The organism is Candidatus Lokiarchaeota archaeon, assembly GCA_014730275.1.
GTDB lineage: Archaea > Asgardarchaeota > Thorarchaeia > Thorarchaeales > Thorarchaeaceae > WJIL01.
On record WJIL01000001.1, the window covers coordinates 24,088 to 41,494 of the forward strand.

General features: G+C 44.4%; 11 protein-coding genes. 10 read left to right on the top strand and 1 reads right to left on the bottom strand.

Annotated features, from left to right (window positions below; translation table 11 throughout):
- The first annotated feature begins 95 nt into the window (after positions 1-95).
- The 6 genes from GF309_00095 to GF309_00120 all read left to right on the top strand — a co-directional run bounded on the left by GF309_00095 (position 96) and on the right by GF309_00120 (position 12,604).
- Positions 96-476, top strand: a complete 381-nt coding sequence (locus tag GF309_00095) for a hypothetical protein (GenBank protein ID MBD3157160.1) — start codon at positions 96-98, stop codon at positions 474-476.
- Positions 477-540: 64 nt separating this feature from the next.
- On the top strand, positions 541-1,602 hold the full coding sequence (locus GF309_00100) for a hypothetical protein (protein MBD3157161.1): 1,062 nt from the start codon (positions 541-543) through the stop codon (positions 1,600-1,602).
- 63 nt (positions 1,603-1,665) lie between these two features.
- Positions 1,666-2,703 (top strand): hypothetical protein, encoded by a 1,038-nt coding sequence (locus GF309_00105; protein ID MBD3157162.1) that lies wholly within the window; start codon positions 1,666-1,668, stop codon positions 2,701-2,703.
- 59 nt (positions 2,704-2,762) lie between these two features.
- The gene (locus tag GF309_00110; protein ID MBD3157163.1) at positions 2,763-6,500 is read left to right on the top strand and encodes a hypothetical protein; all 3,738 of its coding nucleotides are present in this window, start codon (positions 2,763-2,765) and stop codon (positions 6,498-6,500) included.
- Entirely contained in the window at positions 6,497-10,135 is a 3,639-nt protein-coding gene (locus GF309_00115) for a hypothetical protein (GenBank protein ID MBD3157164.1), read from the top strand. The genes GF309_00110 and GF309_00115 overlap by 4 nt, the downstream gene beginning before the upstream one ends.
- 96 nt (positions 10,136-10,231) lie before the next feature.
- Positions 10,232-12,604, top strand: a complete 2,373-nt coding sequence (locus GF309_00120) for a hypothetical protein (GenBank protein MBD3157165.1) — start codon at positions 10,232-10,234, stop codon at positions 12,602-12,604.
- A gap of 91 nt (positions 12,605-12,695) precedes the next feature.
- On the opposite strand, the gene GF309_00125 is transcribed toward GF309_00120, so the two are convergent.
- Positions 12,696-13,166: a hypothetical protein gene (locus GF309_00125; protein MBD3157166.1), complete on the bottom strand. Its 471-nt coding sequence runs from the start codon at positions 13,164-13,166 to the stop codon at positions 12,696-12,698.
- A gap of 130 nt (positions 13,167-13,296) precedes the next feature.
- On the opposite strand from GF309_00125, the gene GF309_00130 reads away from it, so the two are divergent.
- From GF309_00130 to GF309_00145, 4 genes are all read left to right on the top strand, one after another.
- Complete coding sequence (locus GF309_00130; GenBank protein ID MBD3157167.1) at positions 13,297-14,250, top strand: NGG1p interacting factor NIF3; 954 nt, start codon at positions 13,297-13,299, stop codon at positions 14,248-14,250.
- A gap of 296 nt (positions 14,251-14,546) precedes the next feature.
- Entirely contained in the window at positions 14,547-15,200 is a 654-nt protein-coding gene (locus GF309_00135; protein MBD3157168.1) for a hypothetical protein, read from the top strand.
- The gene (locus GF309_00140; protein MBD3157169.1) at positions 15,197-16,216 is read left to right on the top strand and encodes a hypothetical protein; all 1,020 of its coding nucleotides are present in this window, start codon (positions 15,197-15,199) and stop codon (positions 16,214-16,216) included. Before GF309_00135 ends, GF309_00140 begins: the two co-directional genes overlap by 4 nt.
- A partial coding sequence (locus tag GF309_00145) for a hypothetical protein (GenBank protein ID MBD3157170.1) occupies positions 16,216-17,407 on the top strand: 1,192 nt, incomplete at its 3' end. The genes GF309_00140 and GF309_00145, both read left to right, overlap by 1 nt.

Below are 17,407 nucleotides of genomic sequence, written 5' to 3' on the forward strand. Positions count from 1 at the left end.
ACGATATGCTGGATTACCCTAAACATATTTGATTGAACGTAACTAATACATAGAGCGGTTCCTAAGAGTCAAATGAACAATGGAGCTTGGTTTGCTTGAGAGTAGTTGTAATCGGTGAAACAGATAGGGATCTTGTCGGGATTAGCAACCTATTGAGAAGTGAAGAACAAAGTGTAGACACAGCAAGTAAATGGATAGGAGAAATATCAAAAGCTCGCATACTCGATGAGGAAGATCCCGAGTTCGAACAGAAGCTCATTGATGCGAATCCCAATGTGGCCATCATCGTATTGGATTCCGAGAAAGAATATGTACTCCGGTCAAAGAGTCTAATCAGAGATGTTAGAAAAAAGATTCCGGGTCTTATTGTGATAGGACTTGTAAATACAACGGGATCAGAAGAATCGTTACCTATTGATAGAATCGAATCAGTGCTGGGCGTTACCTGCTACGAATTCCCGCCTCCTGAAACATAATGGGTTTCACCAAATTCGGTTTATTAGGAGGAATGCTCGTAAGGTACAGTAACTGTGATAGACGATGGCATCGCCTACACTCATTGCACTCCTCTTCAGTTCTGCGGCAATCAGCCTTATTGCAATGGCTGTAATATTTCGATCTTGGTGGAGGAACAGGCTACTGACTTCTTTTCTCTATATCCTCGCAATAGCTTGCTTCGCAGGTATGGCATGGGATATGCTGCTTGACCAGGTGTATATGCCATTCAGAAACTGGAGACTGAACATCGGTGGCGAAACGATTTGGGTGTCCAATCTTTTACTTGCCTTCCTTCTTGTAGGAGGCTTCATTTTCTGGTACTTCGCGGTACTGTATTCACAATACGAGACTCTTCCTCCCCGATCAAACGTTATTGCATTTCTTGCTGGAGCGGCATTATTGGCAGAACTTGAAGTGGAAAGCTGGTCTGCTCTGTTTCCACTCGTAATTGAAGCCATTGCCTTTGGATTATTCATAGTAGAGCTCATTCGATATGGTAGGCGGGTTAGTCGGCTAGGGCATCATGACAATGAGAGACAGATTCATCTTCATTTCTCAGGCTTTCTTGTATGGCTCATGGCTGGGCCGTTGGGTGTAGTTCTTGGGAATGTACCCGGAGTGCCAGGCTGGATTGGTGATCTCTGGCCTATTCCATACGGGCTTGGGTTGTTGATGGTTGCTTACTCTGTGGCGGTGAATCCACGAATGTTGATACTCAGTGAAGCGAGACCATTAGATTTGTTGATATTAGACAAGAAAGGGAATCTTGTAATTGCTCAGAGATTTGAAGAATACCCGCAAAGTGTGGATTCTGAGCTTATGGGCTCGGCCTTGTCTGGAATACTTAGCCTGATGCAGGATATGCTCGCTTCAAAGAAAGAGCTAGAACGAATTGACCATGGTGATGTCAAGATCATAATAGAACATGGTGTACTTACCACTTTCATACTTGTAGCAACACTTGAAACACCAAGCCTGAGACAATCCTTACGAAATCTGTGTATGGAATTTGAAGCCAACTATCGCAATCAGCTGGTTGAAGACACCAGCCTAGTCAGTTCATATGAAGACTTCAAGGAACGAACCGAGCAGGTACTGCGTTGAAAAACTGGAGAAGTACCCATGGTCAGAGTAATAAGACATCTTGAGATGACTGGATGAGAGGTCTTGAAAGTGGGAGCATCAGCTACTACTGTACTTTTCATCTGGGATGTGCGTGAAGATCTTCGGGAATACATAGTAGATGGCCTTGCAGATGTGAAAGGGGCCAACCTGATTTTTCCAGAGAGCTCTGATGAAGAGGATTACATCGAGTACGCTCCCGATGCTGATATCATCGTTGGGTGGAGGCCAAGTAAGAACCTGCTAGAAACCGCCCAGAATCTTCGGTTGTACATAAATCCTGGAGCTGGAGTACAGCACCTTCTTGATAAATTTCGATCTTTGGATCCTTCACGAAATGTCACATTGGTGAATGGCCATGGGAATTCCTATTTCACCGCCCAGCATGCTGTAGCTCTCTTACTTGCTTTGACGAATAAAGTAATACCTCATCATAATTGGATGACCCAAGGAAAATGGCGGATGGGAGATGAGCAAGCGCAATCAACACCAATGAGAGAAAGGCATGTGGGATTGCTGGGGTATGGAGCAGTAAACAGCAAAGTACACAGATTCCTCAGTGGTTTCAGGCTCGAGTTCTCCGTCCTCAAGACCAGCTGGGAAAACGAGCATGATTTACCCACACCTATCACAAGATACACCCCTCCAAATCTTCACGCGTTCTTGGAAGCAATAGACACTCTCATCATAGCAGTCCCATTGACAGACAAGACAGAAGGATTGATTGGAGAAGAAGAGCTGAAGCTTCTTGGAGAGAAGGCTTTCTTGGTTAACATGTCACGAGGCGATGTTGTTGACGAGGGTGCCCTCTATCGAGCATTAAAAAATGATGCCATCAAGGGTGCCTCTATTGATGTCTGGTACGAATACAAACCAGAACCAGATGAGAAAGACCGTAAGTTCCCTTACGATGAAGAGCAGCATCCATTTCACAATCTGGAAAATGTCGTTCTATCGCCACACCGAGGTGCATCGCCTATGAACGACCTCAGGCGGTGGAATGAAGTAATCGAGAACATACGACAATTCACAACCAAAAGAGAGAATTTCCTCAATATAGTCGACATACAAAGAGGCTACTAAGCGCAGCTGAGATTTATTAGGTACGATGTATTTTAGTTTTCCAACAAAATACACCATTAATGGTCCAATGGCTGAGATTCCACCTGTCGAATCAAGGTTCTACCGCACGTGCGGAGCTGAATCGACAAAGTAATTCGGATGTAGGAGTTACACTGGAACTCAATCATGAGAGGATGATGAGTGTGGAAAATTGTCGCGTCAACGGAGGAGGAAAACCCTTGAGGAAAATCCTGAGCTTATTCTTCATAACAATCATGCTAATTTTACCTGTTCAAACGCAGTTTGTGCCAACGAATCAACTGAGTGTGGAACCTGCACGCACCGTCTTAGCGCAAGAACCTGGAACTCGACTAGAAGGTGAAAATCTTGCACCCCATGTTCCCATCTATATCAATGATACGACGGATTTCCAAAGCCAAGGATGGCCTGGTACTGGTACTGAAGGAGACCCATTTGTGATATCTGATCTCAATATCACCTACGATATAGACCAAGTGCTGATTAGAATCTATAACGTAGATTCGTATTTCGTTATCAGAGACTGCTATCTTGGTCAATTGTCAGTCAGTTGGGGAATTCACATAGAGAATGTAACAAATGCTGCCATTGAATTCGTTACAGTATCTTCGAAAGGAAACGGAATCAACTTCGTTAACACAATCAATTCTACCATATCCTACGTTGATGCAAATGTCGAGACCCCAGAGGGTTTGAACGTTCTCAGCTCTGCGAATGTGGAAATCGAGCATAATCGGATTTCAGGATATGGGCTTTATGTCAGAGAGAGTAGCGGAATCGAGGTGCAGTACAACGAGATAACAGATGCAGGAGCGATTGGTGCTCTCATCTATCAATCAAATGGCACTATGATTTCATCCAATCAAATTCTGCGCACAACGAATTTTGGTGTTCGACTGGAGAATAGCAGTTTCTGCGAAATCAATGGGAATACCATTGAAGAATCGGGAACCAATGGAATCCATCTTGTACTCTCTGAATACACGATTATCGAAAACAACGAAATTCGCTACGCAGGCAGTCGAGGTATCCAATTTGATAGCGACGAATGGATAGAAATTGTAGGAAACCACATTAGCAACGTTAGCAGTCATCCAATTTACACTGGAGATTCAGCCAACGGCATAATATCTGGCAACGAAATAATGGATAATCCATCAAGTGCGGGGGTTGTCTTTCAAACAGCGGTGGAGAACTTCACAATCAGCAACAACTACATCGAAAACACTTGGGGCGGGATATTCACGATGTCTGGTTCCAATGTAAACATGACAGGGAACATCATAGAAGACGTTCATAATTACTTCATTGCGCATCAATCAATACCTGACGGTTTGGTATTCAACAATACCTGTGCAGATTCAGATGAGTTCGGTCTGTACGTGACGATGTCTCCCAGAACAGTTGTTTCTAATAATGTTGTAAACGGCTCTGGAATTCGCTCAATAATTGTGGATCGCGCAAACATCACAGTAAGTGGAAACCTAGTGTACGACTCTCCATTAGGAATCCAGGCAACCTCAAATGCCAACAATGTGAGTGTCTTTGATAATCAACTGTACTCGATAGACGTAGCTATCCAGATATCTGGAGATGACGCTTTTGTTGATTCGAATCAAATCATGGATTGTGGTACAGGAATCGAAATAAATTCGGGTGCAGAAGAAGCTGATATTTCTAAGAATGACATTGACAATGTGGATGATGGGATTTACCTCACAGGGTCCAATATATCTGCCAGCAACAACACCATCGGTAATGCGGATTATGGCATTTACATAGATAGTGCTGTGAATCCAGAATTGGAAGACAATATCATCGGAGCCTCAACAATTGGAATCTATATTCATTCTTCAACCAATGGACTATTCGAAGGCAACAACATGACGGAGTGTGGTTTCTATTTCAGTAATGGGCAGTCCATTGCTAACCTCAATCACTCATTTGCCGAGAATCACGTAAATGAGAAACCCGTCTATTATGCCCTTAATGAACAGGCACTTGGTCTCGATGGAGCGGATTACGGTGAAATCATTTTGGTCAATTGCTCAGACTCTTCCATCAATGGTGGTGTGTTTACGTGGAGCACTTCTGCTTTCTTGATTTATCATTCAGAGAGAATCGACATATCAAATGTTCACCTGTCAGATTTATGGTATCCAGTGTCGGTTTATCAGACCGCTAATCTTACAATCGAGGATTCCATTTTCGGAGGCAGGTTGAATACGGCCGTAATTTACGCCGACTATTCAGATGGTTTGGCGGTGTACAACGGATCGTTTACGCAACTAGACGGAGATGCAATCTCCATCAGGAACACAAACCCATACTCAGTTGAGCAAAGTCATTTCTCAGATATCACAGGTTCTGCAATATTCACCTATTCGGTCTCTGATGGAACTATACAAGGAAATGACTTCATCAACGCTACATACGGGGTCAGGTTCACTTTCACCTACGATACTCTTGTCAATGATTGTGTGTTTATGTGGAATACTTATGGCATTCATTCGTCTTCGGAATCTGACGATAACAATGTAACGTTCAACACCATTCATGATAACCAGTATGGAATAAGAATGGATGACTCCTTCACATGGTACATATACAACAACACAGTAAGATGGAATTCCTACGGTGTATATATCACCACTACAAATGACGATCAGTGGATTTACAATAACACATTTGCCTTGAATGCCATATACAACGGATATGATGATGGTGCGGATTATTGGGATGACCGTACTGATGGGGGCAACTACTGGGGCGACTATGATGGCACAGGTGTTCACGATATACCCGGCGGAACTTCCGTAGATCGCTGGCCCTACAAATATGTTGAGACAGAACCGATTATCAACAATCCGCAGGACATCTGGTATGCTGAAGGGTCGGAAGGCAATAAGATAACATGGCTGCCTTTTGATAACAATCTTAGAGATTGGACTGTGGAAATAGATGGCAGTCTCTGGGCATCAGGCGCCTGGAATTACAATAATGTATCTGTAAATATTGACGGGCTCCCATACGGAATGCATGAAGCAATAATCATGGTGCGAGATCTTGATGATAATAATGTCACAGACTCAGTGCTGATTCATGTCTTTGATGACACCGCACCGGAAATCGACCATATTCCCGATAGAATCGCATTCGTTGATGGAACAGATCAAATGCTCTCATGGGAGGTTTCCGATCTAAATCCTGCAACCTATCAGGTCTATGTCGATGGTAGCGAGCTAGAAGACGGAACTTGGACATCAGGCACTCTCGAAGTGGATATAGATGGTTTCGCAGCTGGAATTCATCAATTCCAAATCGTAATTACAGATGTGGATGGGAACGAAGCTACCGATACTGTTGATGTAAGATTCATCGAAGATGATGAGGGGCCAACCATCGACAGCCCACCGGATCTCATGTATGTCGTGGATACGACTGGAAATTCCATCGTATGGTCACCGTCTGATGAGTATCCAGACTATTACGTCATTTCAAGCAATGAGACAGAAATCAAGCAAGGGAATTGGGGAGGATCCCGAATAACACTCAATGTGGATGGTCTTGATGTTGGTACTCATTCATTCACCTTGACGGTTTATGACGGCAGTGGTCAGAGCGCTTCAGATTCTGTGAATGTGACGGTTCTACCCACGCAGCCAACCACACCAGAACAACCGCTTGACTATCTAACAGTCTTGCTCATAGGAGCCGCGATAGGAGGGACTGTTCTTGTGATTGCTGGCGTCCTTTACTACAGGAGGGAAAAACAGTGAAGAGAAATTCAATAGCTATCATTGCGCTGACAATTCTAGTATTGCAACCGATTCTGATAATGGGTATCGGATGGCCCATTTCTGAATCAGTACCACTGGCAAGTAATCCTTTTACTACGGCACAGGAACCCGGCTCACGACTAGACCCAGGTGAGTACACACCGCATGTGCCAATCGTAATTGACGAAACTTCGGACTTTGAGACACAAGGTTGGCCAGGGTCAGGAACACCTGCGGATCCCTATGTGATTTCCGAGTTGAACATCACTTACGATGTGGATGAGCACTTAATCAGTATCATAAACACGAACGCATCCTTTGTAATCCAGGATTGCTATCTGGCCCAAGATTCGTTGGAATGGGCAGTCAGATTGGCCAACACAACTGCGGCCGCAATCGAGTATATAACTGTCGATTCTGCAAGAGGGGGAATCTATCTTGATAATTGCAATAACACGCAAATCATGCATTCGGACATTGCAGCTCATTCCACAACTAGCGGGCTAGCCTACGCAGTTTATCTAGGCGACTCGGCATATTGCTCAGTAGAAAACAACAGGTTAGAAAGCGAGTATCGTGTGGTATATGGAATAGAAAGCCACAATCTGACCCTTTCGCAGAACACAGTATATGGAAATGTCGGATACTTCATATTCTGGTTGTCATATTGCAATGACACAAGCATCTTATCGGAAACTCTGTATGGTGGGTACGATCTGCTTGTCAGCCACTGTCATCACCTTACGTTCAACAACTTGTTTATCAACGGTGCTGGGGGGCTTCATTTATCACAATCAACTGATATTCTGATAGAAGACTCAGACATCACCGCTTCCAACTCAGAGGCGCTTGATGCAGAGCAGATGCATCATACCGTACTTCACAATACTGTATTTAGCTCGGGTAGCTCTGTTGGTATGGAAATAGATGGAAGCAACAATCTGGATATCACAGAATGTACAATAGCCGATGCTGCTGTTCATGGTGCCATCATTGATAATTCGGCCAATTTGTCAATGTCCGACCTATCGGTATCCAATACAGGCGGTTACGGACTGAATCTCAACGACGTCTACAATTTTACTTTGGAAAACAGTGATATTTCGAATACTGGAGACGAAGGAGTCTATTTCGATGGCTGTAATAATATCACGTTCGTAAATAATCTCATTTCCTATACGGGAGAAAGTGGGGTATATACCCAATTTTGCGAGAACCTCACTTCGACAGACAATCATGTCCAATATGCTGACGAATATGGCTTCTACCACAATCTCGGAGATAATTTGGTATTTCATCGGAATACAGTGAGCTATGCAACCGACGATGGAATTCGTATTGATATTGCCGACGACGCATCGATTATGGATAATCAGGTAAGCTATTCTGAAGAAAATGGATTATCGATAAGCGACTGTGATAGAGCAATCATTCATGACAACTCTGTTGACCATTCTGAGGACGGAATACAAATTGATTCGTGTGTGAACACCAGCATAATGCACAACACCGTTCAGGATGCAGTTGGAACTGCAGTCGATCTCTCTGATATGGAGACCTGTGTAATAGACAGCAATACCATAGATGCAGAAGCTAACTACGGTGTATCGCTTAGCCTTATGGAAGATTGCAATATAACAAACAACGCGGTAACAGGAAGCGGTTTCTTCTGGAATCCTACGCACCCGATAGGATACTATGAGCATGTCTTCGAAAACAACACAGTCAACGGTATGGACATTTACTTCGGAATCCACCTTGATGGGGAGGACATTACAGCAGGTGATTGGGCGCAGATATTCCTAGTGAATTGTACAAATATGAATGTGCACGACGGGGTTTTCAATCAGATTACAATTCCAGTCGAACTCATGCATAGCGACAATTGCGCGGTCTCCAATATTGAATCCACGAACAATGTTCAAGGTATCCGTCTTTATAGAAGTGAAAACGCTTCACTAGATGCCATTGAATATGTTGGAATAGGGCGGAGTTATGGGGTAATAGCCGAATACTCCCATGGGCTTGAGATGGCCAATTCATCAATCGAAGCTTGTTACGGTAATTTCTACTACGGCCTGCAAATCATAGATTCTAACAGAGTTAGGATAGAAGACTGCAATTTCAACCACAATTACAGACATCTATACGTCTATGACTCATTTGACGGCGTTATTTTGGACAACGAGTTTCATAATTCGATTTCATATGGCATGTACATAACACCACAGACCACAGAGTATATTCGGATTATGGACAACCTTATTTTGAATGCAACCTATGGAATTTACATTGACAGAGCAAACAACGTTACTATCCAGAACAATACTGTTAGATACTGCACGGGGCATGGTATTCGTTACGGTGGTTCCTCAATCAATGCTCTTAATGTCACACTGAACACCTTGGAAAACAATCAGGACGGCATCTGGATTAGCAATAATGATGTGTCGTTAGTTAGCAATAACACGATTCGCTGGAATTATCGCTACGGAATATATGTTGATACACCAGCGGTTCCCGATATATACTACAATATCATTGCTCTCAATCACGAAGCCAACGGTGAAGACGAAAATGTGGGAACATTCTGGGATGATGGCGTCGATACAGGAAATTGGTGGGACGATTATGCTCCACCAGGAGCCTATGATGTAGATGGTGATACCCAGGATAGGTATCCAATGCAGTACTTGCCCACCGAGCCAATCATAGACCAGCCCCAAGACATCTACTACGCAGAGGGTTCCACAGGCAATGAAATCATCTGGTATGCCTACGATGATTATCTCAAAGAATGGTCAGTCAGTATTGATGGTGACACTTGGGATTCTGACGCGTGGAATTACGACAATATAACTGTGGAAGTTGATGGCCTTGAATATGGCACCCATACCGCAGTGCTTACTGTGTGGGATATTGAAGACAATTCAGCAAGTGACACGGTGATTATTCACGTCTACGATGGAACCAAGCCGACAATCAGCAACACTCCCAACACGGAGGCTTTTGTTGATGGTTCAGGGCAGACGCTTTCATGGAAGGTATCAGATCTTCATCCGGACACCTATACCGCATATCTTGATGAGGAGGAATGGGATTCCGGTTCATGGTCCACTGGTACGCTTCAAATCAACATCGATGGCATGTCAGAAGGAGAGCATACGCTCAAGACTGTAATCAGAGATATTGACGGAAACCAAGCATCAGATACTGTCATCATTCTTGTAATTGATGATGATGCATCCCCGACAATAGACAGTCCCGCAGATATGGCCTTTATAGAAGGTACGACGAATAATCAGATTGTGTGGAACCCAACTGATGCATATCCCGATCGATTTGAGGTAATCAGCAACGATTCAGTCATAGTGGAGGGTTCTTGGGGAGGCTCCAGAATAGTTGTGACTGTAGACACCTTAGAAGTTGGCACACATACACTCACTCTAACAGTCTATGACAAGAGCGGTAATTCCGTGAGCGACTCTGTGGAAGTTGAGGTAATACCTGTTTCAACACCCCCTGAACCAGCTCCAGAGATTCCCTGGATTATGATAGCCACAGCAGCAGCTGGTGTCGGTGGTGTTGTGGCGATTGGAGCTCTGCTCTATATGAGGAAACGGAGGGCAGGTTGAAAACAAGGAGGTTAACACAAGATGGTCAAAACTACTCTAGTAAATGTTAAAACTGATAGATTGTCTATGAAATCAAAATCAAAGAGGTGCACGCCCATGCAAAGAAATGGGAGGAGATATGTACTAACTCTAATCTTACTATTTGTAACCCTGCTGGGGCCCGCAATAGCGACTGTTGACGCCGCGTATGTCACAGCTATCACCGAGACCCACAGTCAAGACTTCGAAAGGGCAGCAAACGGGCATGCTTACGTATTTTCCGACGAACCGCCGTTATCGTCTGCGGATACAACATTCCTTACTCATGACGAGGATGTTGTTTACAGTCGGATAGATTATGAGATGGGAAATTGGGATACACCCGGGCCTTATGCAGCGGATGGTCCAAGGGAACACAAATTCGACTTCGGTTCACGTTATGAAATGGATGCTGGTTGGCTTCATGAAGGAACCTATTTACCCGATTTCTTGGATTTCGAAAACACTACCAATGACGTAGAAATCGGTATGAAGGTGAAACGTGCGGTATTTCCAATGACGCTCAACGAGGAATTTAGCGTCATGTTGGAATCTGGTCTGATCAACTGGGGCACGTTCAATCTTACCGATGAGGAGTTTCTCCACATTCAAGTAGCTGGTGGACAGGACAACCTAGAAGCTGAATTTGGAATACTCGACCCTAACGGGAGGCCTCTATGCTTCGAATTCGTCGAAGGAGCAAATATCGTTAAGATGCCATGTCTTCCCTCAGGTGAAGGCATGTATACATTCTTGATTTTTCCGTACAACACAGACTACGGATTGATTTCCATGGATATTCTCATAGAGTCTGTTGTCCCCCAAGAAGTTCTCTTTGGGGAGACCATAGAAGATACTCTAGAGGGAAGTGAAGATGTTGTAAAAGAAGATGGTTCAGAGGTCTACCAAGAGAAACCGCCCGTTGCCAGGACATACAAGTTCAGTGCCAACAGCACACACCCTGGCCGGATTAGATATGCTTTGAACTACCCCGAGGATGGAAATGGTGGACCTGACCCGGCCCAAATCCTGATTACTGGTGGTATTTTTACATATGAAATGGGTCATATGAGATGGCAGGATTACTTGGATCCTTACTCCGATGAGTTCCATTATTACTCGTGGGCAAACGAAAGCTATTACCTTACAATCGAGGGTCTCGATGAGATAGAGTACACCCTCCATCATGATCGACCAAACGTACCGATGCTGCCTCAGAACCAAGAATTCTACATCGAGAATTTACTATCTGGAGGTGTGAGATACCCCTACAGATTGCCGCTCGCTCAGGACTCCGTACTCCGGGTAAATGGCTCATCAGGTATGGTGGGCTTCAGTTGGAGAATCTGGAAGGTTACTGAGAATAAAATTAGCTTTAGTCGGTCGATTGGTTTCGGCAGTCAAATCGAATATGCAAACACCTACTACTTGCCGGCTGGAAACTACTTAGTTACTGCCTCAGGCGGTGAAGGTGCCATTGGTCGTTTCGAGTTCAATCTTGGGCCGATTCTAGATGGTGCCGGTAGTGTTGCTGTTGATGCCGGTGACGTTATTGGACTTCGGGTCGATACGAGTCCATTAACGTTCTACAGAAGCAATATTACCCTCATGACCCACGATAATGTCAGTGTCAAGTCTGAGATAGATTATCTCAACGGTTACGGCGGAAATGAATTGGCGGATGACATGACCCTTGGGAATCAACAGTCTGGAACGAGTTGGGTTGCCTTCGGTGCCAATACAACTTCATTCCAACTTGGAACTGACACTACGTCCTATTCGATGTTCTGTGAGGGTGATGGGATAATTGTGTTGACACCCTATCAAGTCAATAACAACACGGCAGGCATTGGGGAAGAGTATCACCAATACACGGTGGATTACGAAATCACCTTCGAAGAGTATGAAGGATTCATCAATGCCACCAACTCAGAAACCGTGACTGGTACTCCCGTGTGGTCCAACTTCACACTGGGAGACCCGGCCGACGCAACCGAAACATATGTGTTCCGTCTTAGTGCTGTCCGTGGTACTTGGTACAACTTCTCAATCTATACTCACGATGTTGACTCATGGGAGGCATATCTTTACCAGAATGTAGATGATTGCAGCCACTACATTGATTGGACTGATGATCTTGAAGATGTGTTCACAGGCTCCCTCTCTGGAGATGGCTATCTCGAGCTCGGCAGTATCAGCAATGAGATGTTGTTTGTCTTTGAGATTGACCGCAGCGAAGTTGAAGAGGGTTTCTTTAACATACTTGTTACGCCGCATACCACGAACACCCTTGAAACTCCTCCACCGCTCGAATACCAAGGTGGTGATGGAGGCGAACCACCAGGCGATGATTGGCTGTCACAAAATGGACTTCTCCTTGCCGGTGGTATTGGCGCTGCTGCCGTCGTGGTAGTCGTTGGTGTGTACTTCTGGAGGAAAAGAGCAGCGTAGCAACCAAAAATACAATGGATGGGCAGGTCAGGTTTCTGGCCTTGCCTGTCCTCTATCATCTTTTTCTTTAGAAAATCACGATTGCATTGTTTCAACTTGGAAACGAAATCTTATCCAGCTCACCTTGTACTATTTCTTTGTCTTCCTTGCTTTCAATTTCTGAAATCGCTTCTCGGGTGTGTTCCATGTATTCGGTGAATTTCTCCCTATCCTTAGCAACAGCATAGGCTCGGGTCATGGCTTCATATGCAAATGCTAAATCCCAATCTCCAACGCCCGTATCCTTTGTTATCTCAAGACAGCGCTTTGCATGGTGCAGAGCAGATTCAGCCCGACCCATCGCAGACGCCACACGTGAAATCATGTAATCAGCGCGCGCCAAGTTGATCGGTTTCCCAATTATCTTCCAATGATAGCGCGAAGTATGGGCCATGTCCAGGGCATCCTCAAGTTCCCCTTCCGATGGGTCTTCTTTGTCTAAAATAGGCCAAATGGCATTGTTTGTTTCAACAGCTATCTTCTTGTGGAATTCTTCAATCGAGAGTTTCTCATCGTCTGTCATGATCTTCAACCGTGATGTTAGGACAACTTGCGCCTTATTTCATTATGGACAAGAATCATATTCACAGATTGTAGTTTCAGAGTCTACTGTCACCGAAAGCTTGATGCACAGCACCTTCTCTCAAAGGAATATGAAACTAGGAGACATTTATCACAAAATCGTTGAAATGGGAATCGAAGCAGATCCTCGAAGCAAAGAGAAAATCGACCAAATCCTTGAGAAATCAAAGGAGAAGCTAGACAAACTGGAAGGCAAGAAGAAAGAACTTGCTGACAAGGATGTGACTTGGAACCCATATACTGATTGCCGTCTGCTCTATGGCGACGAAAATCGGGAAGTGGAGAGCATCCTCTGTGGCGTTGATATTTCACCGGGTGAGCTAGTTCTTGCCGACAGGCTAAGCGAGAAAGGGCAACCCGTGGATATGGTTCTCGCCCATCATCCGCACGGGATTGGCTCCTCTAAGCTCGACTGGGTGATGCAACTTCAACCAGAGCAGTGGGCGAACCTGGGTGTTCCTATCGCACAAGCTGAATCCGCAATGGCTAAACGATTGAAAGAGGTTCATTTTAGCCTTAAAGCAAGAAATCATACCAGAACAATCGATGCGGCCAGATTGCTCGATTTGCCCTTCATGTGCGCTCATACTCCTGCTGACTCAGTAGGCTATCAATTCATCAAGAAGTTCCTAGAAGAGAAGGATCCACAAACGCTAGGTGAGCTGGCCGACGTTCTGCTGGAGCTTCCAGAATATCAAGCTGCAGAGAAAGTTGGAGCTGGGCCGGAGATTCTTGTTGGTAGCGAAGACGGCTCCGTAGGAGAGAAGCATGTCTTTTTCACTGGCGGAACTTCCCCAGGACCAAAAGCGATTCCAAAACTTGCCCGAGCAGGAGTAAGTACAATCATCAGCATGCATTTGCCCGATAAGTTGAAGGAGAAGTGTGAAGAGGAAGGCCTCTACGTCGTGATTGCAGGGCATATGAGTTCTGATTCCATTGGCCTCAATTTGATACTGGATGAACTAGAGAAGGAAGGTATGGAAACATACGCGTGTTCAGGATTCACCAGACACAGTCGGATTTGAATTCATACAAGGGAGGAATAGGATCAAGGCTATGAGAGATTCCAATTTGCAGGTTTAGATGGATCTACCCGCTTGCCAATTGGAATGCGTCTCCAGCTATATCCTTGTTTCGGAGCGGAGAAACCATAATTTACCATAATATTTCATAAATATACAGAAAATATAAAACAGGATCATGGGAGGCCTAAAATGCGAGATAGACGATATCTTGTTCCTGAATCTGATGTAGTAGGCCATGAACAACGCAAATAGTAAGTCAAAGAATAGCAAGTTAAAGCGAAAGGACTGCTGGATAAATGACACAGGAAAAACCCGTGCCCAACAATGAAATCCTTAGACTTGTCGATTTGTTCAGGACAGGCCTAAAAGATTCCGTGTATAAATGGTTTGAAGAAGCTAATCTTTGTACTGAAGAGGAGCTCAAAGTTTTCGAAGTAGTTCTCGATCGAATTGGACATTTATGGGAGAAAGAAGAGATCCCACTGACATCTGTTTATGTATCTTCCAAAATCGCTGAAGAATTGGCAAACACTCGACTTCGCCCCGAAATAGAAGGGAAGAGCCCCAAGGGCACCATCGTCATGGGAACTGTAAGTGAGGATACACACTCTCTTGGAAAAAACATTGTCAAGCGGTTCCTTAGTCCCTTCTTTGAAGTCCACGACTTAGGCAACGATGTTCGCCTTGAAGACTTCATACACCATGCAAAACGAACCGAAGCAGACATAATAGCTGTATCCGCATTGATGATGAACTCCATACAACAACTCCCCCATTTACGAGATTTAGTTGAACAAACAGAATGGACGCAGAAGCCTAAGATTCTCGTGGGAGGAGCTCCATTCTCAATCAATCCTGAGCTTTGTGAGAAAGTAGGCGCAGATGATTGTTCAGGTTTTGCCTTTGATACAGTTGAAAAAGCAATGATTCTGCTGGGGGATAGTAGATGATGAAACCTATTGAAAGGGTAGCAACAACACTGAAACACGAAGAACCCGACAAGGTTCCAATATTCATTCTGACAACCGTCCACGGGGCGCATGCAGTTGGCAAGAGCTATGGAGACTATTTCTCGAATGCAGAATTACTTGCAAAGGGACAACTCAAACTGCAGGAGCAACTTGGACATGATTGCTTGTACCCGTTCTTTTACGCAGCAAAGGAGGTCGAAGCTTTCGGCGGAGAAGCATGCGTCAAAACTCATGGCCCACCAGAAGCAGGAGAACCAGTGTTTGAATCTGCTGAAGATCTAAGAGCAACAGAATTGCCAGAACCAACCTCAGACGTGTTCGATCCAATAATTGAAGCACAACGTATCCTGTATGATGCAAAAGGGGACAGCGTGCCCATAATCAATGCCATTGTTGCTCCATTTTCGCTTCCAGTTATGTTGCTTGGTTTCGAGAATTGGATAGAATGTATCGTGAGCAGACCAGATTTTGCAAAAGAAATTGTGGAACGCCTCCTTGAATATTCTGTTCAACTATCAAACTACTTGTTCGAGAATCATGCAACTGCTTTGGCGTATTTCAATCCTGTTGCAACAGGCCAAATCACAAGCCTTGTTGAATATCGGCATCTTTCGTTGGAGGTAGATAAGAAATACTATAGGAAAGTAGAGGGGCCATGCATATACGCTCTTGCTGGAAGTAAATCTAGGAGCATCTTGCCTACTCTGGTGGAGGAAATAGGGATTCCGGGAGTCACAGTATCCAGCAATGATGATTTGAAAGAAATAAAGAGAGAATATGGAAAAAAGACCACCCTTGTTGGAAATCTGGACAACCTCGCCATGGCGTCTTGGTCGGCTGAGGAAGCAAAAGCACAGGTTAAGAGGTGCATAGACTCAGCGGCAGAAGGAGGGGGTTACGTCATATGTGATCATCACGGAGACATCCCAGAGAATGTGCCTAACGAACTTTTGGAAGAATTGGTCAAAGCCAGAAATAGATGGGGTAGATATTGATGACGAAGCCTAAAGAAAATCCACCAGTGAATTATGTCAATATGACCGAGCTGGAAAGAAATGCTCTGAAGTATTCCCAACTAAGATACATTCTCAGTGAATTGGTTGAAAGTCATTCCCCTAGTTCGATATTGAATTTGATTATGGATTTGATGGTAGACCTCACAGGGGGGGACGCAATTATAGCAAAAAGGAAGGGACCAGGGATTTGGGAAATGTTCAGCCCTTTTGAGGATGAGCCCATAACTTGGAAACCAACACGACCCTATCTCGCTGATATCTATGAGACCTCGATAAGAGAAGGGCCTATGATATTTACCTCTAAGGACAACCAGAATGAGAACCTCTCAGAGAAGCACCAAGAAGCCTTGAAAGCACATGATTACAAGAATGCATTGGTCATACCCGGCGATACAAAGAATCTCGATTTCGTTATAGAAGTAAATGATATCAATTTGATAGAGCATCTAGAGCGATATCAAAAGGAGCTAGAAGACTTCATTCTCCCGCTTGCCTTCACGATTGAGACCGCCTTACATCTTGACGAAATCCAAGAGTCGCAACGCGAAAGCAATCTACTTCTGGATCTACTGATTCATGATATCCGGAATCACATAACCAATACAAGAATGGCGCTAGAGCTGCTGAACATCAACCCAGATCATCTAGAATCTATTCAGATTGCGAGAAATCAAATGAAAGAAGCAGAGAAACTCGTGGAGCGAGTCAGGAACACGCTTGTGCCCGGAGAAGAAATGCAGCTACAACCAATTCATCTTCGAGAAGTCGTGGAAGACAGCATTCAAACCGCCATAGCGGACACCAATGTAGGTGACGTGGATTTGATAGTCGAGGATACAAACGCACCTGAGAATCCAACAGTCTTGGCGAATGAATTACTGGCAGATGTATTTGTCAACCTCTTCACAAACGCGATAAAGTATACAAAACAGACACCTAAGATTATCGAGCTGGAATGGAAACCATGGAAAAGCAATCCAGTCTTCCTTCACATTCGCATCTCAGATCATGGAGTGGGGATTTCTGATGAGAAGAAAGCCCAAGCAACAGAGAGATTCGGTTTGACGAGTGACAAAGGCTTTGGTCTTGGGTTAAGTGTTGTTTCAAGATTACTCGATAGCTACAACGGATATTTCTGGCTAAGTAATCGTATTCCAAATGATCCGAAAC

Excerpts from the sequence above, each read along its gene's own strand:
- GF309_00130 (MBD3157167.1), top strand. The coding sequence starts at position 13,297 with ATGAAACTAGGAGACATTTATCACAAAATCGTTGAAATGGGAATCGAA.
- GF309_00140 (MBD3157169.1), top strand. The coding sequence starts at position 15,197 with ATGATGAAACCTATTGAAAGGGTAGCAACAACACTGAAACACGAAGAA.
- GF309_00120 (MBD3157165.1), top strand. The coding sequence starts at position 10,232 with ATGCAAAGAAATGGGAGGAGATATGTACTAACTCTAATCTTACTATTT.
- GF309_00110 (MBD3157163.1), top strand. The coding sequence starts at position 2,763 with ATGGTCCAATGGCTGAGATTCCACCTGTCGAATCAAGGTTCTACCGCA.
- GF309_00135 (MBD3157168.1), top strand. The coding sequence starts at position 14,547 with ATGACACAGGAAAAACCCGTGCCCAACAATGAAATCCTTAGACTTGTC.
- GF309_00100 (MBD3157161.1), top strand. The coding sequence starts at position 541 with ATGGCATCGCCTACACTCATTGCACTCCTCTTCAGTTCTGCGGCAATC.
- GF309_00125 (MBD3157166.1), bottom strand. The coding sequence starts at position 13,166 with ATGACAGACGATGAGAAACTCTCGATTGAAGAATTCCACAAGAAGATA.